Source organism: Microvirga massiliensis, assembly GCF_001006805.1.
Lineage (GTDB): Bacteria > Pseudomonadota > Alphaproteobacteria > Rhizobiales > Beijerinckiaceae > Microvirga > Microvirga massiliensis.
Map to the genome: position 1 here is coordinate 57303 of NZ_LN811357.1, position 21573 is coordinate 78875.

Annotated in this window: 22 protein-coding genes; 7 read left to right on the forward strand and 15 right to left on the reverse strand. The window is 66.2% G+C overall.

Annotated elements, in window-relative coordinates; genetic code table 11:
* Positions 1–37 precede the first annotated feature (37 nt).
* The 3 genes from BN1233_RS22685 to BN1233_RS22695 all read left to right on the forward strand — a co-directional run bounded on the left by BN1233_RS22685 (position 38) and on the right by BN1233_RS22695 (position 3808).
* On the forward strand, positions 38–2248 hold the full coding sequence (locus tag BN1233_RS22685) for a CHASE2 domain-containing protein (RefSeq protein ID WP_342341664.1): 2211 nt from the start codon (positions 38–40) through the stop codon (positions 2246–2248).
* A gap of 317 nt (positions 2249–2565) precedes the next feature.
* Complete coding sequence (locus tag BN1233_RS22690) at positions 2566–2793, forward strand: hypothetical protein (protein ID WP_046865918.1); 228 nt, start codon at positions 2566–2568, stop codon at positions 2791–2793.
* A gap of 22 nt (positions 2794–2815) precedes the next feature.
* Complete coding sequence (locus BN1233_RS22695) at positions 2816–3808, forward strand: magnesium transporter CorA family protein (protein WP_046865919.1); 993 nt, start codon at positions 2816–2818, stop codon at positions 3806–3808.
* A 457-nt stretch (positions 3809–4265) separates the two neighbouring features.
* Here BN1233_RS22695 and BN1233_RS22700 read toward each other — a convergent pair whose 3' ends face one another.
* From BN1233_RS22700 to BN1233_RS47160, 14 genes are all read right to left on the reverse strand, one after another.
* A complete protein-coding gene (locus BN1233_RS22700; protein ID WP_046865920.1) occupies positions 4266–4724 on the reverse strand; it encodes a prefoldin domain-containing protein in 459 nt (152 codons plus the stop codon).
* A complete protein-coding gene (locus BN1233_RS22705; protein ID WP_046865921.1) occupies positions 4724–4921 on the reverse strand; it encodes a hypothetical protein in 198 nt (65 codons plus the stop codon). The genes BN1233_RS22700 and BN1233_RS22705 overlap by 1 nt, the downstream gene beginning before the upstream one ends.
* Before the next feature lie 66 nt (positions 4922–4987).
* On the reverse strand, positions 4988–5527 hold the full coding sequence (locus BN1233_RS22710; RefSeq protein WP_046865922.1) for a TIGR02594 family protein: 540 nt from the start codon (positions 5525–5527) through the stop codon (positions 4988–4990).
* A 302-nt stretch (positions 5528–5829) separates the two neighbouring features.
* Positions 5830–6960, reverse strand: a complete 1131-nt coding sequence (locus tag BN1233_RS22715) for a hypothetical protein (protein ID WP_046865923.1) — start codon at positions 6958–6960, stop codon at positions 5830–5832.
* A 31-nt stretch (positions 6961–6991) separates the two neighbouring features.
* On the reverse strand, positions 6992–7681 hold the full coding sequence (locus BN1233_RS22720) for a hypothetical protein (protein WP_046865924.1): 690 nt from the start codon (positions 7679–7681) through the stop codon (positions 6992–6994).
* Positions 7682–7691: 10 nt separating this feature from the next.
* The gene (locus tag BN1233_RS22725; protein WP_046865925.1) at positions 7692–7964 is read right to left on the reverse strand and encodes a hypothetical protein; all 273 of its coding nucleotides are present in this window, start codon (positions 7962–7964) and stop codon (positions 7692–7694) included.
* Positions 7961–9379, reverse strand: a complete 1419-nt coding sequence (locus BN1233_RS22730; RefSeq protein ID WP_046865926.1) for a hypothetical protein — start codon at positions 9377–9379, stop codon at positions 7961–7963. The genes BN1233_RS22725 and BN1233_RS22730 overlap by 4 nt, the downstream gene beginning before the upstream one ends.
* The gene (locus BN1233_RS22735) at positions 9379–9711 is read right to left on the reverse strand and encodes a hypothetical protein (RefSeq protein ID WP_046865927.1); all 333 of its coding nucleotides are present in this window, start codon (positions 9709–9711) and stop codon (positions 9379–9381) included. The genes BN1233_RS22730 and BN1233_RS22735 overlap by 1 nt, the downstream gene beginning before the upstream one ends.
* A gap of 65 nt (positions 9712–9776) precedes the next feature.
* Positions 9777–10862: a phage capsid family protein gene (locus BN1233_RS22740; RefSeq protein WP_046865928.1), complete on the reverse strand. Its 1086-nt coding sequence runs from the start codon at positions 10860–10862 to the stop codon at positions 9777–9779.
* A 46-nt stretch (positions 10863–10908) separates the two neighbouring features.
* Positions 10909–11523 (reverse strand): hypothetical protein, encoded by a 615-nt coding sequence (locus BN1233_RS22745; protein WP_046865929.1) that lies wholly within the window; start codon positions 11521–11523, stop codon positions 10909–10911.
* Positions 11524–11774: 251 nt separating this feature from the next.
* The gene (locus BN1233_RS22750; protein WP_046865930.1) at positions 11775–13286 is read right to left on the reverse strand and encodes an SGNH/GDSL hydrolase family protein; all 1512 of its coding nucleotides are present in this window, start codon (positions 13284–13286) and stop codon (positions 11775–11777) included.
* Positions 13287–13785: 499 nt separating this feature from the next.
* A complete protein-coding gene (locus BN1233_RS22755; protein WP_046865931.1) occupies positions 13786–15417 on the reverse strand; it encodes a portal protein in 1632 nt (543 codons plus the stop codon).
* A gap of 166 nt (positions 15418–15583) precedes the next feature.
* Positions 15584–17131 carry a terminase large subunit domain-containing protein gene (locus tag BN1233_RS22760; RefSeq protein WP_187144351.1) on the reverse strand — a complete coding sequence of 516 codons (1548 nt, stop codon included), beginning with the start codon at positions 17129–17131 and terminating at the stop codon, positions 15584–15586.
* Complete coding sequence (locus BN1233_RS47160; RefSeq protein WP_147707448.1) at positions 17058–17303, reverse strand: hypothetical protein; 246 nt, start codon at positions 17301–17303, stop codon at positions 17058–17060. The genes BN1233_RS22760 and BN1233_RS47160 overlap by 74 nt, the downstream gene beginning before the upstream one ends.
* Positions 17304–17885: 582 nt before the next feature.
* Between BN1233_RS47160 and BN1233_RS22775 the strand changes: the two genes are divergently transcribed.
* Positions 17886–18230 (forward strand): hypothetical protein, encoded by a 345-nt coding sequence (locus tag BN1233_RS22775; RefSeq protein ID WP_046865934.1) that lies wholly within the window; start codon positions 17886–17888, stop codon positions 18228–18230.
* A 312-nt stretch (positions 18231–18542) separates the two neighbouring features.
* Here the strand turns inward: BN1233_RS22775 and BN1233_RS22780 are convergent, their stop codons facing one another.
* A complete protein-coding gene (locus BN1233_RS22780) occupies positions 18543–18926 on the reverse strand; it encodes a response regulator (RefSeq protein ID WP_046865935.1) in 384 nt (127 codons plus the stop codon).
* Between the two features lie 131 nt (positions 18927–19057).
* Here BN1233_RS22780 and BN1233_RS22785 point away from each other — a divergent pair, with 131 nt between their 5' ends.
* From BN1233_RS22785 to BN1233_RS22795, 3 genes are all read left to right on the forward strand, one after another.
* Entirely contained in the window at positions 19058–19801 is a 744-nt protein-coding gene (locus BN1233_RS22785; RefSeq protein WP_046865936.1) for a Crp/Fnr family transcriptional regulator, read from the forward strand.
* Positions 19802–20217: 416 nt separating this feature from the next.
* Entirely contained in the window at positions 20218–20400 is a 183-nt protein-coding gene (locus BN1233_RS47165; RefSeq protein ID WP_154678284.1) for a hypothetical protein, read from the forward strand.
* Between the two features lie 136 nt (positions 20401–20536).
* Positions 20537–21571, forward strand: coding sequence for a chemotaxis protein CheB (locus BN1233_RS22795; RefSeq protein WP_046865938.1), 1035 nt, complete (start codon positions 20537–20539; stop codon positions 21569–21571).
* Positions 21572–21573: the final 2 nt, after the last annotated feature.

The window sequence follows — 21573 nt, forward strand, 5'->3', positions numbered from 1 at the left end:
GAGTCGACTGCCCCACGACGGGATCGCCATGAGACGAATGGCGCAAGCGCTGCAGCTCTTCGGGGTGGGTCGCATCGTCGCCCTGCTGCTGTTGTTCGACTGGCTGATTCTTCGCGTGTGGGATCCCGCTCCGCTCGACGCGCTGCGCCACAAGGCCTTCGACGTCTACCAGATCGTCCAGCCGCGTCCGGTCGGAAACGAGTCCGTCGTGATCGTGGACATCGACGAGGCCAGTCTGGAGGCGATCGGCCAATGGCCCTGGCCGCGCACGATCGTGGCAGATCTCGTCGAGGCGATCTCGAAGGCCGGTGCGGCAATCATCGCCTTCGACGTTCTTTTTCCCGAGCCGGATCGGACCTCGCCCGCAATTGCCGCCGCCACGTATCGCGAGCTCGATCAGGACACGCGCGAGAAGCTGCGAAGGCTTCCGAGCAACGACGACATTCTCGCGAGCGCTATTCGCAGGTCGACGGTCGTTCTCGGGCAGTCGGGCTATCGGGACGCGGCCGTGAAGCAGAAGGCCGAGGCCCCGGAACAGACCGGCTTCGTCACGATAGGTCTCGATCCGCGGCAATTCCTCGTGTCATTCCCGCATCTGCTTCGGAACGTGCCCCAGCTCGAAGAGGCCGCACAGGGCCGCGGCCTCTTCTCGATCAAGGCAGAAGATGACGGGATGGTCCGCCGGGTCCCGCTGGTCGCGCTGGCGGGCGGCATCATGGTCCCCTCGCTCGCTCTCGACGTCATCCGCCTGATGACCGGATCAGGTGCGATCGCGGTCAAGACGGGTATCGCCGGGATCGAATGGGTCGGCGTTCAGGGCCTGAACATTCCGACGGACCCGAAAGGGCGAACGTGGATCCATTTCGCGCGCTACGGCCCGGACAAATACGTCTCCGCCCTGGCTCTCCTGCAGGGAAAGGTCCCGCCGGAGCGACTCGCCGGCAAGGTCGTGCTGATCGGCACGTCGGCCGTCGGATTGTTCGATCTCAAGACCACACCCGTGAATCCGGTGATGCCCGGCGTGGAGCTGCACGCCCAGCTTCTCGAGGGCGTCACCGCCGGTCAGACCCTGAACCGCCCGGCCTATACGACGCTCATCGAAATCTGCACGGCCATCGTCCTGAGCCTCGCGCTGATCGCACTTGCCCCCAATTTGGGCGGGCTGCCGCTTTTCATGATGGGCGGTGTCATCGCGGCCTCGACGATCGTGCTGTCCCTGGCCGCGTTCCTGCGCCTGCATCTTCTGCTGGATTACACCTTCCCGCTGATTGCGAGCTTCTCGGTCTATCTCCTGCTCGTGTTCACGAATTACGTTCAGGCCGCGGCCGATCGGCGGCAGATCCGCTCGGCTTTCAGCCAATACATTTCGCCGGCGCTCGTGGAACAGCTCGCGCGTTCCCCCGAAAAGCTGGTGCTCGGCGGCGAGCACCGCGAGATGACCATCATGTTCTCGGATCTGCGTGGTTTCACGGCGGTGGCCGAGTCCTACCATGACGACCCGCAGGGCCTGACGACCCTGATGAACAGGCTGCTGACCCCGCTCACCAACGTCGTGATCGATCGCAGCGGCACGATCGACAAGTATATGGGCGACTGCATCATGGCGTTCTGGAATGCGCCTCTCGACGATCCGGCGCACGAGGCCAATGCCTGCGATGCCGCTCTTGCGATGGTCGAGTGCCTCGCGCGGCTCAACGAGCAGCGCGCGCAGGAGGCTGCCGAGGCGAATCAGCCATTCCTGCCGCTGAGAATGGGGATCGGTATCAATTCCGGCCCGTGCGTGGTCGGCAACATGGGATCCGATCTGCATTTCAACTATTCGGTGCTCGGAGACACGGTCAATCTGGCATCGCGCCTGGAAAACCAGTGCACGCGCTACGGCGTGGCGGTCATCGCGGGCGAGCGGACGGCGCGGGCCGTTGCCGGGCGTTTCGCCGCCTTGGAACTGGATCGGCTGCAGCTTAAGGGAAAGAGCAGACCGGAACGCATCTTCACCATTCTCGGGCGTTCCGATACGGCCGCGAGCCCCACGTTCGATCGCCTCTCGAACCTGAACCGGTCCATGCTGTCCTTCTACCGCTCACGGGATTGGGCGAGGGCGCTCGAGACCATCATCCTGTGCCGCGAGGCCGGGAGAGGCTTCGGGCTGGACGAATACTACGCTTTGTTCGTGACCCGGATCCGCAGCCTGATCGACACCCCGCCGTCTGAGCAATGGGAGGGGGTCACGGTGCTGGACGCGAAGTGAGTGGGCTCACCCGGGGCCGGGCCTCCATTCGGGAGGTGCGCGGGGGCGCCGCATCCCGGCCGGACGTCCATGGAAAGCCTGGAAATATCCGCGAAAGCACTCTTTTGGCTTGACGAGAGCACGGGAGAGGCCCATTTCGGACCTGTCCGCGCCCTCCGTCCGAGCGACCGGTGCGGCTCCACTGGAACCCTGAACGAAATGCCAAGCGACAGTCACAGTCGATCGACCGTGCCGTCATGGGCCTTCGTGGACGCCTGATCGCCTGATCGGCTCACCCACGACCGGCCCGTGGCGGCTGGTCGAACACGAGGTGAGCCATGATCTTCCCGAACTCCTCCTCCCGGGTCATCCGCGCGGATACGGTGGCCCATCCACGGGACCGCAGCGTCGCCGCGATCCTTTTCGTCCTGCTGGCGCTCGTCTTTGCGCCCGTGGTCGGCCTGCACGTCGCGATGGCCGCATTCGGGCCTGGCCAAGCGGCCTCGGCCGAGCAGGGCCGCGCCGTGCCGATAGCCAAGCCGTCCACCAGACTCGCCCACGGCTGAGCCGAGCGGGAGAGCCGATCCGATGGTGCGCTTCTACGGCCTGCGCCAGAACCGCCTTGCGCGTCTCGAGCAGGCGTCCGTCTCGCGCGTGCCGAAGCCTGACGACGTGGTGTGGATCGACCTCTTCGAGCCGTCGCCGGAGGACAAGCAGGCCGTCGAGACCCTGCTCGGGCTGGAAATTCCGACCCGCCAGGAAATGGCCGAGATCGAGGAATCGGCGCGGCTCTACGAGGAAAATGGTGCGCTCGTCATGACGGCGGTCGTCATCTGCGGCGCCGGCGAGGGCAGGCCCTTCCGGACGCAGGTCACCTTCGTGCTGACGCGGACGCATCTCGTGTCGCTGCGCTACGCCGACCCGGCCCCGTTCCGCACCTTCGAGGCGCGATTTCAGCGCCAGCCCGAAGTCTACGTGACGAGCGACCGCATCTTCGTCTCGCTCCTCGAGAGCATCGTCGAGCGGGCCGCCGACGTGCTGGAGCTGGTGGCCGCCGACCTGAACGAGGTCTCGACCAGGCTCTTCATCGAGGAGGAGCCGCAACACAGGCGGAGCAAGAGCATCGAGGACGAGCTGCAGGCGCTGATCAGGCGGCTCGGGCGCAAGAACATGATGGTCTCGATCCTGCGCGAGAGCCTGCTCTCGCTCTCCCGGCTCGTGCCCTTCCTGCGCCAGGGCGCAGGAGACTGGCTCACCAACGGCAACCCGGCGCGCCTGAAGCAGCTCGACCGCGACCTCCGCTCGCTCACGGCCTATGAAGGGCAGCTCTCCTCCGAGATCGTGTATCTGCACGACGCGACGCTCGGCCTGATCAATCTCGATCAGAACCGGATCATCAAGGTCTTCTCCGTCGCAGCGGTTCTCTTCCTGCCGCCGACCGTGGTAGGCACGATCTACGGCATGAACTTCGAGTCAATGCCGGAACTGAAGTGGTTCTTCGGCTATCCGTTTGCGCTCGGCCTGATGATTCTGTCTGCCGTGCTGCCGTACCACTGGTTCAAGCGGAAAGGGTGGCTCTGACGTCACTCTGTCGCGTCGTTGCGAGACGGAGGCGGGGCGAATTATCCGAAGACGGGTAGATTGCTTCACTGCGTTCGCAATGAAGAAGAGGGTGTGAAGACGGGCAGTGCAGAGCCGGAACCGGCATGAACTCGCAGTGACGAAGAGGGTCTGAGGGCGGGCGGTGCAGGGCCGGAAACGGAGTAGCGCCGGACCCACTGCCGTCCTTGCGAGTCGCAGGCACGATGCACTGCCACTTCCGCCACACCTCCGTCTTTGTGCGCCGCAGGCGCGATGCACCACCCATCCCGCCGCACATCGTCATTGCGAGCCGCGGGCCGTGTGCACAGCCCTTTCCACCGCCTCACCGTCATTGCGAACGAAGTGAAGCAATCTACCCGTCGACGGATGCGCACCCGGATTGCATCACTCCATTCGCAACGCCGGTGGGAATACACAAAACACACTCACCGAACTCCTATCGCACCCCACGCTCCAGGCGCTCCAGGCGGTTCTCCAGCCTCTCGATGATCCGCTCCTCGAATCGCCAGCGCTCCTCGTGCTCGCGTCGCGGAACGAGCTCCTGTGTGATCGACGCCTGCCGGCGCTCGAGCCGCGCTTGCGCCTCCTCGACGGGCCGCAGCACCAGGGCGCCGACGACGCCTATGAGCGTCGCGGCGACGCCGAGGCCGGACCAGATCAGCGCCCAGGGCGTGCGGCCCCGTTCGTCGATGCGCTCGGCGATCTTCCTGACTTCGCGCGCAACACCTTCGACGCCACGCTCCAGGCCCTGAACCCGCGCCTCGAGGGCGGCGAGTTCGGCGGGAAAGGGATTGGGAGCACGAAGGTTCATGGCAGTCCCCGTCGGCAGGGAGTTGAAATGCGCGGTGGCCTCCACCGCGCGGGACAGCAATGCATCGAAGGGTCCGAGGCCCATCACAGCCGCGACGCGTTCACGCCGCGCAGCGCACCGGCCGCCAGGGCGAGCACGCCGGAGATGACGGCGAGGAGGAGTTCCGCCGTACTCGGGTCGGCGAGAAATGCAGCGAGTGCCGGCCGGCCGAAGATGCCGGCAAGCGCCGCCGCGCATGCGAGAAGGCCCGTAACGACACCGGGCGTGAGCAGAGTCTGCATGAAGGTCTCCCTTGCGCCTCGACAGGAATTCCCGGCGCGATGAGGCGGAGCACGCGGGACATCGGATCAGGCTTCGTTGGCGGAGATTGCGCCGGTGGCCGTGAGACGGATCGGGCGAACCGCGCGCGGCTGCGCGAAGCGCCATGGCGCACGGCGACAAGCCGCGAGGCGATCGCGAAGAATGCGGATCACGCAAACGGAATCGGACTGGTTGCCGCCAAGCACGTGGAACGCGAGATCGTCCTCGCCGACATAGAATCCGACATGTCCGCCGCCCGGGCGACGGAAGACGAGCAGATCCCCCAGCGCCGGTTCATCGACATCTCCGCCGAAGCGCGTCCAGTTCAGCGCCCAGAGCGGATTGCGCACGGGCTCCCACCCGGCGCGCTTGACGCAGAGCGCCGCAAAGAGGCCGCACCACGGCGTCGAATCCGCCAGGAACACATCGTCGATGTCGAGCTCTTCCGCCCATGCAAGGATCGCCGGATTGCTCGCACGTCCGGCATGTTCCTGGACGCCGTAGAGGCGGATGGCTTCGACGAGATGACGCGGCGCAGTGATCTCCGCCAGCCAGGAATAGCGGCGCGGCAATGCGAGTTGTGGCATGATTTGCTCTGCGGTTTTGATGAAGAGTGGTGTGATGTTGAGATTGGAGAGCGCAGCGTTTCCTCCTCACCCGCCCCTTCGGGGCGACCTCTCTCACCAGGAGAGAGGCGAAGACGCGGCAGCGCGCACATCACCTCTCCCTCGATGGGAGAGGTCGGCTGCGCAGCAGCCGGGTGAGGGTGGCAGCGCCGACGTGACAAGCACTGCGCAACACCGCGCTCGACAGAGAAAGCGCGGCGCCAACACCCCTCACCCGCCGCCCTTCGGGCGTCGACCTCTCCCGCAAGGGGAGAGGTGAAACCTCACAACTTCCGGTAGAACGTCCCGAGCACCGACGGCTGCAGGTTGATCATCGCGAGCGAATTCCCTTCGCTCGCGATCGCATGCATATGCGCAGGGATGGTGATCGTGCCGGTCGACGTGACCGCAACCGCCTGTGCGTTGCTGCCGGATGTGAACGCGGTCATCGGCGCGCCGGGCGCCGTGTAGGACGGCGTCGCGGCGCCGGCGCTTCCGGTGCTTCCGCCGTGATCGTGCTGCGCGAGCTCCTTCACGCGCTGTTGATGCACGTGGAGGCCGCCCGTGTTCCCCGCAACCTGCGCATCGTCGAAGAACGAGAACCGTGCGGGCGTGCCGGATTCCGAAGCCGTCGCGGCAGCGGAGAGCGTGATCGCGCTGCCCGCGATATCCGTGATCGTTGCCCCTGACGGCACATGTGCCATGCGGACTTTCATGCCGATCGCGAGCCCGGCCGCGTTCGCGACGACCGCCGAGGCGGATCCGTTCGATGTGGTGACCGTCGTCGAGACCTGGATGCGGTTCGCCGCGACATGGCCCATGTCGTCGAGGCCAACGGGCGTGCGGCCGCGCAGATCCGGCAGCGCAATCGTCTTGTTCGCCGCGAAATCGGCCGCGCCCGTCGCGCCGCGGCCGCCCGAGACCGGGCAGATCATATTGTCGTAGGTGAGCCAGAGGTATTCGAACAATGCCTGCGTGTCGGCATTCGCGCGCTCCGTCGCACCGGATCCCGCGGAGCCGATCGTGCGGCCATTGTCGCGCACCCAGCCGGCCCGCATGCCGGCACGCGGCAGCCACAGCACGTCGCCGGTCTGGAAGAGCCGGTCCGCGCTCACTTCGGATCCGCTTCCGCTTCCGGGTGCGGGATTGGCGATGCCGCGGAAATACCAGAGCTGCGCGCCCTCGCGCGTCAGCGCCTGCTCGTCGTAATCGCCATAGGGAAGATAGATCGCCGGCCACATCCCGAACGCATCGGCTGCAATCTCCTGCGGCAGCGGCGTCGCGAGCGCCGGGTCCGCATAGACAGTGAGCGGAGTCGTGGTGGAGCCAGCGAAAAATCGTACCCGCGCACCGGCTGCGATTGCGGCGTTGATATCGAGGGCGCGCGTGCCGGAAAGTCGCCAGAGGACGGCCATCAGTGCATCTCCAGGAGAACGGCGGCCGCATTCATCCGAACAGCTTGCCGAGCGATCGTCCGCCCGTGCCGAGCCCGAGGAGCCGCGCGCCGAGATTGAGGCCGCCCATGAGGGCGCCGAGCCGGTTCGCGGCAGCCTGGTCGCCGGCCCTGAAACCCTCCACGCCGGCAGCGGTCACGGTCTTCGTGGCGTCGCTCACGGTTCCGGCCCGATCGGCCCCGTACTGATAGCCGAGCCGGCCGAGATCCATGGCAGCCCCGGCCTGGGCGCGAGCAACGTCGAGGCCGCGTGCATCGAGCCCGGCGAGGCGACCCAGCCAATCGCCGTAGCCCTGATCCGCAAGGCCCTGCGCGAAGGCGATTGTATCGGCCTCCGCATTGCCGGAACGAAGCGTTCCAGCCGCCGCGTGCTTGCGGGCGAGCGCCTGCAGGCCCTGATCCAGCGTAAAGCGATAGCCGGGCGATGCGCGAAAGGCGTCCTCCGCAATAGCCCTGCCCTCCTCGCCGTTCAGACCGAGCGCACCGTCGAGCATCGCGCCGGCGCGGTCCGCGCGTGCCGTGAGCGGCGCAAGGACCGACGCCGCCGTGTCCGCACCGGCGCGGGCCCGCTCGAACCCTTGCGCGAGTTCGCCGAGGGCCGCATCCCTGCCCTTCGAGAGCTCGTTCGCGGCCCAGATCGCCGCAAGGCGCCCACGCCGTCCGGAAAATGCTCCACCAGCCATTCTGTGATCCTCATGTCAGGAGTGTCGATCTGAGCGCGCCGCCGTCGTTCGCCCACAGGCGCAACGTGCCGCTCGTGGTGTTCTTCCAGATCCGGAACTCGCCGGGCGGGATGTCGCTCGCGACCGGATCGACCGGGCTCGTCATGATCGCGAGCCGCGCCTCGTGGTTGGCGAGCGCGCGCCTCACGCCTGCGAGAAAGGCGTACCACACGCGATCCACCGCGCCGCCCGCCGTGTTCTGGATCGACGAGAGCGCGTTCGGCAGAGTCGGAACCGTCATCATCGTGCCCGCCGTCCTGCGCCGACATGCGCGCCGATCAGGGTGAACGGCACTGGGTCGGCGCATTCGACCGCGATCACGAGCCCCGCAGGCTCGATGAGCCCGAGCCGGTTGACGTTCACCCGCTGGCGCACATGCCCCTGCGCGCCGATCGCACGCCTCATCGGCTCACCGAACGTCGCGCCGCCGTCGCGCGACCACGACACGAGGCAGACGGGTTGCGTCTCGATCGGATCGAGGCCGGAGGCCACGCCCGTGCCCGTCACGATATCGATGTCGAGCCGGCTCGCGGTGGCCCGATTCGGGAAATCGCCGGTGCTCAGACTCTCCACCCGCAGAACGAGCGGATCCGAGCCCTCGCGCTGCATGGCCTCGCTGATCTCGAACACCTTGCCGCTCGCCTGGTCGCCGACGAGCCACTTCCCGAAAGCGCGGACGGATTGCGAGGCCCGGAACGTTGCCGAGCCGTGGCTCCGGCGCTCGTGCCAGCTCTGCATCGTGAGATCGTAGACCCAGCACCAGGCGGGCGAGCGCAGCACCCAGAAGGCGTGGCCGGCGGCCATGAACACGAAAGCCTCGAGCGCCGTCCTGTCCGGCAGGCCCTCGATCGCGCGCTCCACCGGATGCGTCGAGACCCGCACGGGCGTGTACCCATCGAGGCGATACACGACAGCGTCGTCGCCCACGAAGAGAAGCGTGTTCGTCCAGCCGTCCTCGAAGCCGGCTGCAGCGCTCGGGCCCGCGAGACCCCGTGGGATCACGGTCACGCGCGAGAACGGAAAGCCGACCGGGTTGCCCGTGTTCTGCCAGACTTCGATCGTCCCGAGCCCCATCAGGAAGAGCTCGCCGCGAAAGGTGATGCCGCGCCGGAGCCCGTCCGGCTTCGCCTCTGCGAAGGCGGTATCGAGCGTGTTGATCGCAATCGTGTTGAGGCCGGTCGATCGCGCCCGCGCGTCGCCGTAGGTGAAGACGAAATAGCCGTCGATCGCGGTGACCGCGTTCGGTGCGCCGACATCCGGATCCGGATAAGAGGCCGGCGGTGCGGTCGGGGAAATCACATAGGCAGCGCCATCGGCGACGCTCACGACGTCCGGCACCGGGCTCCGGTTGTTGCGCGCGAAGGTGACGGGTCCGGTTCCCGGCAATGCTCCGAGATCGGTCACCGTCCAGGTCGTGCCCGTGAGGACGGCGCTCGCGAGCCGTCCATCGAGAGCGAGGTAGAGGGTTGCATCCACCAGGATGAACCCGCGCAGGTGGGCGCTCCCCTCCACCTCGAAGACCTGCGCGAGGCCCGGAACGCGGCGGCGCACGATGCGCCCGTCTTCAAGCGTCTCGGCATAGCCATTGACGAGCCGGCCTGCGCTCTCGCGGCCGCGCGCACCGGGCGCCGAGGAGATCGGAAAGACGATGTCCGGCATCAGAAGTACTCCGCTTCGATGGGCTCGCCCGTCTCACCTGTCGGCTGTTGGGCCCGCAGGCGCAGTTCCGCGGCGGAGCGATCGGGCGCCGCCACGCCGAAATCGGCCGCGACCGCCGCGGCCACGAGTTCCGCAAGCGGCAGGAACGCCGCATCGTCGATCGCATCAGTGTCCGCGACCACCGCAACGCCGCGGGCGGAGAGATCGGCGCGCACCGAGGGCAGCGTCGCCCGCACAAGCTCGGCGTCCTCCACTGCGACCGGCTGGCCGGCCGCCACGACCTCAAGGAGGCCGAGCACGCGGCGGATGAGATCGTTCGTGGTGCGAGGCATGGAATGACCCTCGAATGAGGACGGGGCGGCCGAAGCCGCCCCGTGCGCTGATGCTGCAGGTTTGATCAATCGCCGGTCGCGGCGAAGAAGCCCGTGACCATGCCGCGCTGCTTGCCGATGACCGCCGCATCCTTCGTGCCGAACCGGTAGGCGAGCTTCTTCATGCCCCATTTGCCGATCATGCCGAGGCCCTTCACCTGCTCGTAATCGTCGGTGTCCTCGCGGCTGCGGTAGCGGGACTTCACGCCCCAGCCGAGCGCCTCCTGGCCACAGAGATAGACCGGCGCGATATCGATGCCGGCATTGCCGGCGCCGGCGAGGAGCGGCATGTCATCGACCTCGTGCACGAGCACGCCGTCGTAGTCGAGATCACCGCCCAGGAAGATGCCCTCGTTCTGCTCCACCACATTGACGGTGGCCCGCACGCTCTCGATCTCGGACTTGAGATCCCGGAAGGCGTACGGATGCACGAAGGCGATAAAGAAGCGGCGGTTCTTCTTTTCGACGCGCAGCGGCGTGATGCGCGGCCGCGCCAGCAGCGCGATGCGCTTCAGGAGTGATACGCTGGCGCGGCTCAACTTGTCGGCGGCAGAGTCCACATTGGCGAGCGCCGTCGCATGCGTAGCATTGAAGTTCGCCTTGGCGGCACCGTAGAGCACGCGGTCGGCATTCGCCGCGTTCCAGGCGTTCTTGTCCGCAGCGCTCGCCGAGCCATAGGGGACGTCGCAGGCGGCGCCGACATCGAGCAGGCGATCGATGACCTCGAGCTTCACGTCCTCTTCCGCCCAGGCCTTGAGGTTCTCCCGTGCGGCGGAGCGCAAGTCGATGGCGGCAAGGTCGAGGTCGAGCTCGTGAAGGCTGATCGCCTTCTTGCGCATGTCCCACAGGACCTTGTCGCCGTATTCGCCCATCTGGGACTCGCTTCCCTTCAGCGGCGTGCGTCCCTTGATGGTGCCCTTCTCGAGATTCGTGATGAACTCGAAGGTGATGCCGTCCGCGCGCTTGGAGGCGAGGTCCTCCTTCATGCGGATGATGTTGTTCTCGCTCGTGCCGGAATAGGCCGCGAACGGATTGGTCTGGAAGAACTCCGTCGAGAACTGGTCGTCCCAGATCTCGGGAGTGAGCTGCGCGATCGCGCGGGTCTCGGCCATGGGTCACCTCGGTTGTCGTTTGGGGATCTGCGTGTCGAAATGCGCGTCAGCGCTTCATGATCGCGGAGAGCGGCTGCGGACCGTTCCAGGTCACGCCGGAACGTGGACCCGCAGAACGGCCTTGCGCGAAATTCGAGGGCATCGGGCCCGGCGAATGGCCGGCGCGCGGTGCTCCGTTCTGCAGCTCCGCCAGGAGCTCCGCGCGCAGCTTCTCGCGATAGGCTCTCGGATCGCGGCCGATCTCGGAAAGGACTTGCTGCTGCTCGTGCCAGGCCAGGAGTTCGCCGTACGGATGCGGCGCCGCCATAATGCGCCGATAGGCCTCCTGCACCTGCGGATCGGATCCGATCGCGTTGGCTAGCGCCTGATAGGCAGCCTCGACTCTCTCCGATCCATGCTTCTCGACCGCCATCATCTGAGAGACCTGCTCGCGGATGTTGGCGTCGGATGTCTCCATGGCGCGCGGGGTGCGGACGGCGTCGAGAACTTCCGAAAAGCGGCGTTCCCAGACAGCATTCGCGTCGGCGAGCTGTTTTCCGAAATCGCTTTGTTCGGGAGAGTTCGGCGTGGAATCCGAAGCGGTCGGGAGTTCGGGACTCGCGGCATCGGACAAGGCTTCGCCCTGCCCGGACATGATCTCGTCCAGGGTCTGTGTCGTCACGGAATCCTCTCGCGTTACGGTGAAAACACGCCCGTCACAGCCGGCGACGCTGGCCACCTGCCCGGTGGCGGGGTTGGGACTTATGAGTTTGTTGTGCTCTGTTGATTCAGCACAGTATAAGGCCCGAGCGCCTCTGGATTGCTTCGCCTTCGGCTCGCAATGACGGAGTGGGCGTGATGTATGGCTATGCCAATCCCCTCACCGTCATTGCGAGCGCAGCGAAGCAATCCAGGCCCACGCTCGAGAGATACTCACACCGTGAACGTGCGCGCCACCGCCGCAACCGCCTTCGCGGCAAGCACATGCAATGCCGTCGACGGATGCACGCCATCCGCCGTCGGGTAATTCGCGACACCGTTCGTGATCCACTTGCCCGGATTCACGGAATCCTCGACGAACGGATTCGGATCGATCAGCCCGTCGATCGTGCCGTCCGCGACGCAGGCGCGAACCCAGGCATTGAACGGATCACGCTTGCCGCCGCCCGCCTCGAACCCGGCGGCAGGCACCTGTCCGGCCGCCGAGGCATAGGTATCCGTGGTCGAGGCGATGCGCGGGAAGATCAGCACCTGATAGACCTTGAGGCCGCGCCGGCGGCAGGCCGCCCAGACCTTCAGGGCCGAGCTCTGCGCGGCTGCGAGCGATTGCGAGGCGAGATCGTTCGTGCCGGCCTGCACGATCGCGTGGCTGCAATAGTGCAGGAGCGCCATGCGGCGCGGCGCATCGGGCGTCAGGAAGTTCGACAGGTTTCCGCCCGAGCGGCCGATCATGATCCACGGCCACATGCCGCCGGCCCCGTCGACATCCTGCAGCCCGCGCGGGACAAAGCCGTAATTGCCGCCCGCGACGATCCCGGAATTCGAGGCGTCGCCGGAACCGAAGGCAATGCTGTCGTTGAGGATGGCGATCGCCGGAACCGGCCGCTCTGCCCGTCCGATGACCGCGATCGGGCCCGGAATTCCGTTGCTTCCCACCGTTCCCGTCGTGCGCGCAGCGAGGAGCCCGGTTCCGTAGATCTGCGTTGCCGCCTCGGTCGACTTGACGAAGCTCTCGCCGTTGACCGCCGCATTGCGTCCGGTCGGAACCTGCAGGCCCGGCGCTCCGGGAAAGTCGCTGCGTACCCAGAAGGCCGTCGAAGGTTCGAGGTCGATGCCGATCGGGTCGCTCGTGACGAGTCCCGCGCCGGCCTCGAGCGCGCCTTGTAGTTTTCCCTGGAAATAGGCCGGCACATGCTTCGCCGGCGTGTCGAGCTCGATTGCCGCGCCGATCGCCAGATTGTTGGCGAGCGCGGTCTCGACGCCGCCTCCCGACGACAGGAGATAATAGGCTGGATAGAGGAGCTGCAGGTCCGATACCGCGACGGGCGGCGACTTCACGCGAACGCGGCTCTCGTAGCGGCTGCTCGCGTCGGACGCGGTCTGCGCATTCGCGATGAAGCTGCAGGTCGCGACGAGCTGGAGGCGCGGCGCGGAGCTTGGTTGCGTTTGTGCCGACGCGATCCCCAGCTCAAGACGCAATTCGCTCGTCGGCGGCTCGGGGAAGTCTCGAAGGAACGTCACGCGTGCGACGGCGGATTGCAGTACCACAGAGAAATCTCCGCGCAGGGCCGAGAACAGTACGCTTCCACCGCCGACATGAATGACCGCGGCTTCGGTCTGCAGGTCGGTCGCGGAAAGCCAGGGCGGAATGGGAAACGTCACCGATCGCCCCGCCGTGATGGCGCCGCTGACATAAGCCGAGAGAAAAGTAGTTCCGGAACGCATGAGCCCTCCCTTGCGGAGCGAGTTCCGCAGTGAGTGATGAGATGTGAGGTGTTGAAGTGAGGCTTGCGCAGCGATGCCGGCCTATTCCGCCATTGCGGCTGCAGGAATACGCACGGTCCCTTCCGCCATGACGCGCCGCGGGTGAGGCGATCCATCCTGAGACGGGTAGATTGCTTCACTTCGTTCGCAATGACGAAGAGGGTGTGAGAGCGCGAGGAGCAGGGCCGGAAACGGAGTAGCGCCGGACCCACTGCCGTCATTGCGAGCCGCAGGCGGTGCGCATAGCCCTTTCCGCCGCCTCACTGTCATTGCGAGCCGGAGGCGCAGTGCGCTGCCCCTCCCACCGCCTCACCGTCCTTGCGAGCCGCAGGCGCGATGCACTGCACCTTCCACCGCACTTCCGTCATTGCGAGCCGAAGGCGAAGCAATCTACCCATCGACGAAAACGCTCCTGGATCGCTTCGCCCAGCGCGCAACGACGGCAGCGGGCCCTTAAGCGTCAAGCCCCTGCTGCCCGCTCCATCATCTGCAGCAGCCTGTCCCTGTTGCGCAGGTTCGGCGCAGCTTCGATGAGAAGCCGAAACGGGATCTCATTCTGCGCATCCAGCTTCTTGAGCTCGACGAGCGCCTGGAACTGCTCGATCGCGGGCGCGATCATGTCCGGCGCGTCGTCGATGACGATGTCGACGTCGAGATCCGCAACCGAATGAACCACCACCGGCAGCCCCGTCAGCGGATGCGCAACGGCCGCATTGAGCCCGATCCATTTCAGATTACGGGCGTCATCCGTGACGCGGATCCAGGTCTCGCCCGTCCAGAACTGGCGGATCAGGTTCCACACGCGGCGATACACGCCGTGGTCGAGATCGCGTAACGTATCGGTGAGCGTGCCCATTTGCACGGAACCGCCCTGCTGCTCGGCGAGAATCGCGCGGCCCGACATCTCCTTGCTGCTCTTGCCGAGCATCGCCGCATTCGGCCCGAGCGCCTCGAACATCTGCACGGCCTGTTGCAGCAGTTCGAAATGGCCGGCCGCCTGATCGCCCGTCGGGATGATCCCGAAGCTGCGGCCCCATTCCGCGCCCATCGGCAACTGCACGTGCCCGTCCGGCCGCGCGAGTTCCTGGCGCAGTTCGCGCACGCTCGTCGTGCCCTGGATTTCGGGCGTCCCGAAGGTCTGTCGCGCGGTGAAATGGTGCAGCGCCTTGGAACGGCGCTTGTTCACCTCGTCCTGCACGTCGACGAGATCGCGCACCGCGCCATAGCGGTTGTTGTCGCGGTCCACTGCGGCCGAGCGCCAGATGTAAGGGTGCACACGCCTTCCGTGCTCGTCGCGCCATGGCGACGGCCCCTGGCGAAGGATGCCGCCACGGGTGAATTCGCAGAACGACCATTCGCCCGCCTCGTCGAGATGATAGTCCTGCACGACGCGCACGCGCCGGCGCCGACCGGACTGGACCCAACGCGTGGAGCTCGGCCTGTCCTCGAAACTGCCCTGTGCGGCGAGATCCGCGGTTTCGTCGAAGACCTGCCCGGCTTCCGCGCCGTAGTGACGGACCGCCTCCTCGCGGTCCATCCAGAGGACGAGCCCGAGATAGGACGCATCCGAGAAATCCTCCGCCGCGGCATGCGGGTCCCAGAACATGCGATCCCACGGGCAGCGTGCGAGACGGACCCGTAGGGACGGCGCACCGGGTCGCGGGAACAACTCCTCTTCCGCAACCGCCTCGACGCCGCCCCAGCCCGCGGTGAGGATGTCCTTCCAGACGCGTGAGCGGATCTGCTCGTATCGATTGTCATCCGCCACGAAGGCGAGCGCATCCGTCGCCGCGATGGCGTCGTCTTCATGCGCTGGCGTGCGCGGCAAGGCGCGCGGCCGCGTGCGCTGCGTCCGCTCGAGTCCTTGCAGGAAGTCGATCTTCTGCTTCACGAGCGGAAAGGTGATGACGGGCTGGCCGCGGCGGCGGAGCTGGCGCATTTCGGCCTCCGTCCATTGCTTGCCGTCATAGTAGTCGACGTCGCGTTCGGCGCGGGCGCGGTTTTCCCGCGCGGCATCTTCCGCGGCCTCGAACTCCTCGACGCGGCGTGCATGATGGGCGGCGAGGTCGCTAGGTGTCGAGATGTCGTGCACGATGACGAGTCCTCTTGATTAGGTGGGAGCTGCCACCCTCACCTGGCTGCTACGCAGCCGACCTCTCCCATCAAGGGAGAGGCGGCGCGGCCTGCACATCACCTCTCCCCCAGAGGGAGAGGTCGGACGCGAAGCGTCCGGGTGAGGGGGGAAACTCTGCGCTAGTTCACAACGTCTTCCACGACGCCGCATCATCCTCATCCTCGAGCCAGTCACGCTGCTGTTCTCTGCTCTCCTGCGCAACCGCACGTGGCGCCTGGATGTGATCCAGCAATTGCCCGATCAGCCCCAGGGCATCGACCTGGTCGTCGTGCACGGCTGCCGGAAAGCGCAGGAGCTCGCGTTCGAACTCCGCGCGCCAGGGCGCATCGGCGGGCAAATACAGGCCGTCCATCGCCATGCGTCCGCGGATCGCCTGGGCGCGCACGGCCTTGTCATGGCGCGAAGGAAAGGCGCGGCGGAACGTGTAGGCGCGTCGCTGCCGCGCGAGCGCGAGGAGAAAAGGTCCCACGCCGGCCTTGATCTGGCCGCCCTCCTCCGCCCATTCGAGCGGCTTCCACTTGAGGACGAGATCGCACCATGCCGCCGCCCAGGCATCGGACGAGGCCTGCGCGCGCCAGAGGTCGAGCACGTACAAGCGTCCACTTGCATCGATGCCGACGACGAGATGCACGGTGTAGTCGCCTCCATGCTCGGTGACCGCGTAATCGGATGCGCCATAGACGTGCAGCCCGCCACGGGCCGGCAGCATCGCAACCGGCTTCAGCCATTCGGCCTTGAAATACGCGCCCGTATCGGGCGTCGGCCGCTGCTGATAGAGCGCGGACCAGGTGCGCGGGTTCGCCTGGAACTGCGCCCAGTGCCCGGCATCGAACCATTCCGGCCAGAGCGTTTCGCCGAGCCTGCGCCCGAGCGGATCGTCGGTGCGGTCGCAGATCGCCGGCAGGCAGAGCACCTCCCAGACATGCCCGTCGCGACAGGCGAGCGCTCCGCTGTCCCCATCCCAGCCAGCCGGGAGAAGCCCGCCCGCGAGATCGTCCTCGTGCCAGCGCGTCATGACGAGAACGACGAAACCGCCGGGGTAGAGGCGCGTCTTGAGATCGTCCTCGTAGGCTTCGCGGGTTCGGCGGCGGATCGTTTCGCTCTCCGCCGTATCACGACCCTTCACGGGATCGTCGAGGATGAGCCCGTGTGCGCGATGGCCCGTCATCCCCGAAAGGATGCCACCCGCGAGATATTCCGAACCGTTCGAGAGCGCGAAGGATTCCGCCGCGCTCCGGCTGCGTGTCAGTGCGGCTCCGAACAGGCGCGAATAGTCACTCTGCTGGATGATGCCCCGCGTGCGCCGTCCGTGCTGGCGCGCGAGCGACGTCGCATAAGAAGCAAGAATGATCCGTGCGCCCGGCCGTCGCCCGAGATGCCAGGCCGGGAACACAGCCGACGCATAGGTCGATTTCGCGCTGCCCGGCGGCATGAACACCATCAGCCGTCCATACGGTGTCTCCGACGTGCGCTGCAGGGCCGAGAGCAGGAGCGCGTGATGAGCAGCAAGCAGCGCCTGCGTCGCGGGCCGGCCCGGTACGTCGATCGCCGTCGCGAAGGCGAGGAGATCCGAGCGTGCCTGCCGGCGCAAAGCCAGCTCAGAGCGGGCGCTTTCCCGCCGCAGAAGCTCCGTCTGCGCCACGCCGGGCGACGGTTTCAAGGTCTTCGTCACTCCAGTCCGCCAGGCTGTCGTCTCGGTTTTCCGGGATGGGCGCTTTCGCCGGCGGTTTGCCGTAGGTGCGGTCGAGGATCTCGCGCAAGGCCGCGAGTCGGACGGTTTCACTCTCGGCCTGTTCCGAAAGCTGCAGCAGCCGCTCCATCACCGCATCGAGATGCGGCGCCATCCGCGCTGCGAGATCGGGCAGGACGGCGCTGTCGTGATTCGTTGCAGGAGGCGAAGGCGGTTCGCGCTCCGGATCATGTGGCGACACATTTACATGGCTGCGCCGCCGCACGGAGCGGCGACGACCGGTGCGGGGCGGTGGCATGAAACGGTGCGGAATGAATGAGATGGCGTGATGCGTGCAGTGATCGAGGAGCACGCGGTATGTGTTGCTCTCGCGTTGCGAGACGCAACTCTTCACTGTGGGAGAAATTACCCGATCGACTCCGGAGTGTCAAGTTTTGTTTCTGGTTTGTTCTCGGAGGAGGCGTAGCGCCGCAAGGCATCTCACCCTTCGCTCTCGTTCCGCCTCGTCGCCTGGTTCGGAGCTTCCTCGGGCCATGACCCTTCGCTCCCATTCCGCCTCGTCGAGCACTTTCGGATACTCCGGGTCAGTCTCGCCGAGGCCGAGGCGGCTGTTGTATACTGGGAACGCTCGCTGTCGCCCGCGAAGCAGGCGCGCTGCGCCGAGGATCAGGATCCGGTCGAGGATCTCTCGGCCGAACTCGAAGGGATGCTCGGCCACGACATCCAGGAGGCCCACATGAAGCCACGCGCCCTCGCCTACGCGCTGTCGTTCGGTTCGCTCTGGTGTTTTGCTGCCGCTGCGCAACAGCTCCCTCGCTTCGACATCGAGGCGACCTGCAAGGGCGCGCATGCCCTGACCAAGGAGGATAGCAACCCGGCGCAAGGCTGCGTCCGGGACGAGACGGACGCACAGCACCAGCTCCAGGCCATCTGGAGCAGCACGGCGGCCGCCAACCGGGAAACCTGCGCACAGGAAGCGCAGATCGGCGGGTCGCCGAGCTATGTCGACATGCTCACCTGCGTGCAGATGCGGGAGGGCACCCTCTCCTCGACGCCGCCCCGTCAGCGCCGCCAGCCGTGACGACGAATTGAGACGGCTCTTTCGTCCGTGCGAATGGAGTGAAGTGATTCAGGAGCACATCCGTCGACGGGTAGATTGCTTCACTTCGTTCGCAATGACGAAGTGGGCGTGAGGGCGTGAGGAGCAATGCCGAAAACGGAGTGGCGCCGGACTCACTGCCGTCCTTGCGAGCGGGAGGCGTGATGCGCTGCCTTTCCACCGCCTCTCCGTCCTTGCGAGCCGCAGGCGAAGCAATCTACCCGTCGACGGATGGTTCGCCTCGCCGCCAACTCGCAAGGACGGATGCGCGGCGGGACTGCCTGTGCACCGTGCCTACGGGGACATCAGCCAGGGCAGCATTTTCGCGAGTTCGTCCGGCCTGAACGGCTTCTCCCACCGGGGCACCCCCTTGTAGGCGGCCGGGACGGCGGATTGGTCGTAGCCAGTCGCGAAGACGAACGGAACGCCCTGCCGGATCAGGGTATCCGCTACGGGGAAGACGGTCTCGCCCCTGAGGTTGATGTCGAGCACGGCGGCATCGATCCGCTCGCCCGATTCCAGCAGGCCGAGCGCCTTGTCCCTGGTCGGCACCGGCCCGACGACCTCGGCCCCGAGCTTTTGCAGGGAATGGGCCATGTCGTCGGCCAGGAAATACTCGTCCTCCACCACCAGAACACGGCGGTGAGCCAGACTCTTGTTCGCTGTCGAACTTGCCATGGCTCTCTCCTGAATCCTGCCTCACAGGGAACTACAGTGCGGATAGAATCACGGAGCGATCCTAGACATAACACAGGTTAAGGCGAGGCGTTCCACGTGCTACAGAGTGTCGGATTGCAGGAACGAAGCCGATGCCGACCCATCTTATCCGAAAGCTGGAGCTGTTCACGATGCTTTCAGCTGAAGATAAGCAGGCCCTCAAGGCAGCGGTGTCCCAGAGAATCCGGCAGCTCAGGCCGAAAGAGGACATCATCCACGAAGGGGACGAGCCCCGGCACGTGACCCTGATCCTCGAGGGCTGGGCCTGCCGCTACAAGTATCTGGAGGATGGACGGCGGCAGATCATGGCCTTCCTCCTGCCCGGCGACATCTGCGACCTGCGCATGTTCATCCTTACCCAGATGGATCACTCCATCAGTGCCGTCTCCTCGATCACCTTGGCCGAGATTCCGGCGGATATGCTCCTCGACTTGGCCGACAACTCCCCTCGTATCAGCCGGGCTCTCTGGTGGACCTCGCTCGTCGAGGAGGCGATCAGCCGGGAATGGATCGTCAACAACAGTCGGCGCAACGCCACCGAGCGCATGGCCCACCTCCTGTGCGAGATCTTTATCCGGCTTCGGGCCATAGGCCTGACGAACGGCCAGAGCTGCGAGATCCCCGTGATCCAGGCGGAGTTCGGCGACGCGCTCGGGCTGTCGACCGTCCACGTCAACCGTACCCTGCAGGATTTGCGGGCGGCCAACCTGGTCCTCCTCAAGGGGAAGACCCTGACGATTCCGGACCTGGACTCCCTCAAGGCTGTCGCTCTGTTCAACGCGAACTATCTCCACCTCGACAGGGAGGGTCGGGAGTTCGACGCGAACGAGGCGTGATGCTCCGTTTCCGGCCGTGCTCCTCGCGCGCTCATGCCCCCCGTCATCGTGAGCGGCGTGAGGCAATCCGGGAGCGCCTCTGTCGAGGGGTAGATTGCTTCACTTCGTTCGCAATGACGGAAGTGCGGCGGAAGCAGCAGTGCATCACGCCTCCGGCTCGCAAGGACGGGAGTGCGGAGGGAGGGGCAGTGCATCACGCCTGCGCGCGCAAGGACGGCAGTGGGTCCGGCACTATTCCGTATCGGGCCCTGCACCGCCCGCCCTCACACCCTCTTCGTCATTGCGAACGAAGTGAAGCAATCTACCCGTCGAAGGATGGTTCGCCTCGCCCGCCGCGAGCCAAAACGCGCCGAACCTCAATCGGCTCCGGCCCCGTCACTCTCCAATCGCAGGATAGCGCGGAGGATCTCGTTCCGGTGCTCCCGCCACGTTTCCAGGCATTGTCGCAAGGCGTGCAGAAGTTTCTCCGCTTCGACCACACTATGGCCGCCCACGCGCATTTCTTCGATCAGCTCGACCTGCCGGGCGATCCGTTCCTCGCCCATGGCAATGTCGCGGTCGGCCTGGGCGAGATGCTTCCTTTCGTCCGCGAGGCTTAGCAGAGCCGTCTCCATGCCGTTAGGGCCTTGTCCGCAACCATAGCGCATAACAAGGGATGACGCACACCCGTGCGGAACAGTTCCACCCGCCCCGTTGTTCCTGAAGGGCGCCACTTCGCGCGGTAAGGGACAGCCCATGGGCAATCGCGACATCATCGTCATCGGGGGCTCATCGGGCGCCACGGCCCCTCTCAAGGCGATCCTCGGCGCCTTGCCCGAGGATCTCCCGGCAGCGGTCTTCATCGTGCTCCACATCCCTGCGCGAAGCATCGGCATCCTGGCGACCGTGGCCTCAGCAGCCAGCCGGTTGCCGGTCCACCCTGCCACCGATGGGATGCAAGTCGAGCGCGGCAATATCTATCTGGCCGTGCCGGATCATCACATGATCGTCGCCGACGGGCATATCAGGCTCGGGCGCGGCCCCCGCGAGAACATGGCACGGCCCGCAATCGATCCGCTGTTCCGATCGGCAGCCATCGCTTACGGGCCTCGGGTCATCGGCGTTCTGCTGAGCGGTCTTCTGAACGACGGAGCCTCGGGCCTGGAGGCCATCAAGCGCTGCGGCGGCATTGCCGTCGTGCAGGATCCGGCGGATGCCATCGCGGACGAGATGCCGCGGAGCGCGATGTCGGCGGTCACCGTCGACCTTTCCGTGCCGAGCGCTCGCCTCGGAGACGTTCTATCCGATCTCGTCCGGCAGCCTGCTGGGCCCGGAATGCCGGTCCCGCCCGACATCCGGCTCGAGGTCGACATCGCCGCCGGCGAGCGCGTCGACACAAGCATCGTGCGCCGCATCGCCGATCCCGCGGCGCTCACCTGCCCGGACTGCGGCGGCGTTCTCTCCGCTGTTCGCGGAGGAAAGCCCCTTCGCTTTCGCTGCCAGGTGGGGCATAGCATGACCGCTGAGGTCCTGGCGAAGGAACAGGAAAATGCTGTCGACGAGGCGCTGCGGGTGGCGCTCCGCATCATCGAGGAGCGAGCGGAGCTGGTGGAACGCATGGCCGAGGATGGACGCAATGCGGGACGCCGCGCCGTGGCCGAGATGTATCAGGAGAGAGCAAACGAGTACCGGCAATATGCCGATACGCTTCGTCGGGCGGTCCTCCTTTCGATGTCGTCAGCCGAGCCTTCGGGCAATGAGGGCGGACAGGAGGAATCGGGTCGAGAGTAGCG

Coding starts and splice junctions, on each gene's coding strand:
- BN1233_RS22715 (WP_046865923.1), bottom strand. CDS start 6,960: ATGGCCGTCCTCTGGCGACTTTCCGGCACGCGCGCCCTCGATATCAAC.
- BN1233_RS22705 (WP_046865921.1), bottom strand. CDS start 4,921: ATGCAGACTCTGCTCACGCCCGGTGTCGTTACGGGCCTTCTCGCATGC.
- BN1233_RS22725 (WP_046865925.1), bottom strand. CDS start 7,964: ATGATGACGGTTCCGACTCTGCCGAACGCGCTCTCGTCGATCCAGAAC.
- BN1233_RS22685 (WP_342341664.1), top strand. CDS start 38: ATGGCGCAAGCGCTGCAGCTCTTCGGGGTGGGTCGCATCGTCGCCCTG.
- BN1233_RS22785 (WP_046865936.1), top strand. CDS start 19,058: ATGCCGACCCATCTTATCCGAAAGCTGGAGCTGTTCACGATGCTTTCA.
- BN1233_RS22700 (WP_046865920.1), bottom strand. CDS start 4,724: ATGGGCCTCGGACCCTTCGATGCATTGCTGTCCCGCGCGGTGGAGGCC.
- BN1233_RS22780 (WP_046865935.1), bottom strand. CDS start 18,926: ATGGCAAGTTCGACAGCGAACAAGAGTCTGGCTCACCGCCGTGTTCTG.
- BN1233_RS22730 (WP_046865926.1), bottom strand. CDS start 9,379: ATGCCGGACATCGTCTTTCCGATCTCCTCGGCGCCCGGTGCGCGCGGC.
- BN1233_RS22740 (WP_046865928.1), bottom strand. CDS start 10,862: ATGGCCGAGACCCGCGCGATCGCGCAGCTCACTCCCGAGATCTGGGAC.
- BN1233_RS22690 (WP_046865918.1), top strand. CDS start 2,566: ATGATCTTCCCGAACTCCTCCTCCCGGGTCATCCGCGCGGATACGGTG.
- BN1233_RS22735 (WP_046865927.1), bottom strand. CDS start 9,711: ATGCCTCGCACCACGAACGATCTCATCCGCCGCGTGCTCGGCCTCCTT.
- BN1233_RS22720 (WP_046865924.1), bottom strand. CDS start 7,681: ATGGCTGGTGGAGCATTTTCCGGACGGCGTGGGCGCCTTGCGGCGATC.
- BN1233_RS22795 (WP_046865938.1), top strand. CDS start 20,537: ATGGGCAATCGCGACATCATCGTCATCGGGGGCTCATCGGGCGCCACG.
- BN1233_RS22710 (WP_046865922.1), bottom strand. CDS start 5,527: ATGCCACAACTCGCATTGCCGCGCCGCTATTCCTGGCTGGCGGAGATC.
- BN1233_RS22695 (WP_046865919.1), top strand. CDS start 2,816: ATGGTGCGCTTCTACGGCCTGCGCCAGAACCGCCTTGCGCGTCTCGAG.
- BN1233_RS22750 (WP_046865930.1), bottom strand. CDS start 13,286: ATGCGTTCCGGAACTACTTTTCTCTCGGCTTATGTCAGCGGCGCCATC.
- BN1233_RS22775 (WP_046865934.1), top strand. CDS start 17,886: ATGAAGCCACGCGCCCTCGCCTACGCGCTGTCGTTCGGTTCGCTCTGG.
- BN1233_RS47160 (WP_147707448.1), bottom strand. CDS start 17,303: ATGGCGCCGCATCTCGATGCGGTGATGGAGCGGCTGCTGCAGCTTTCG.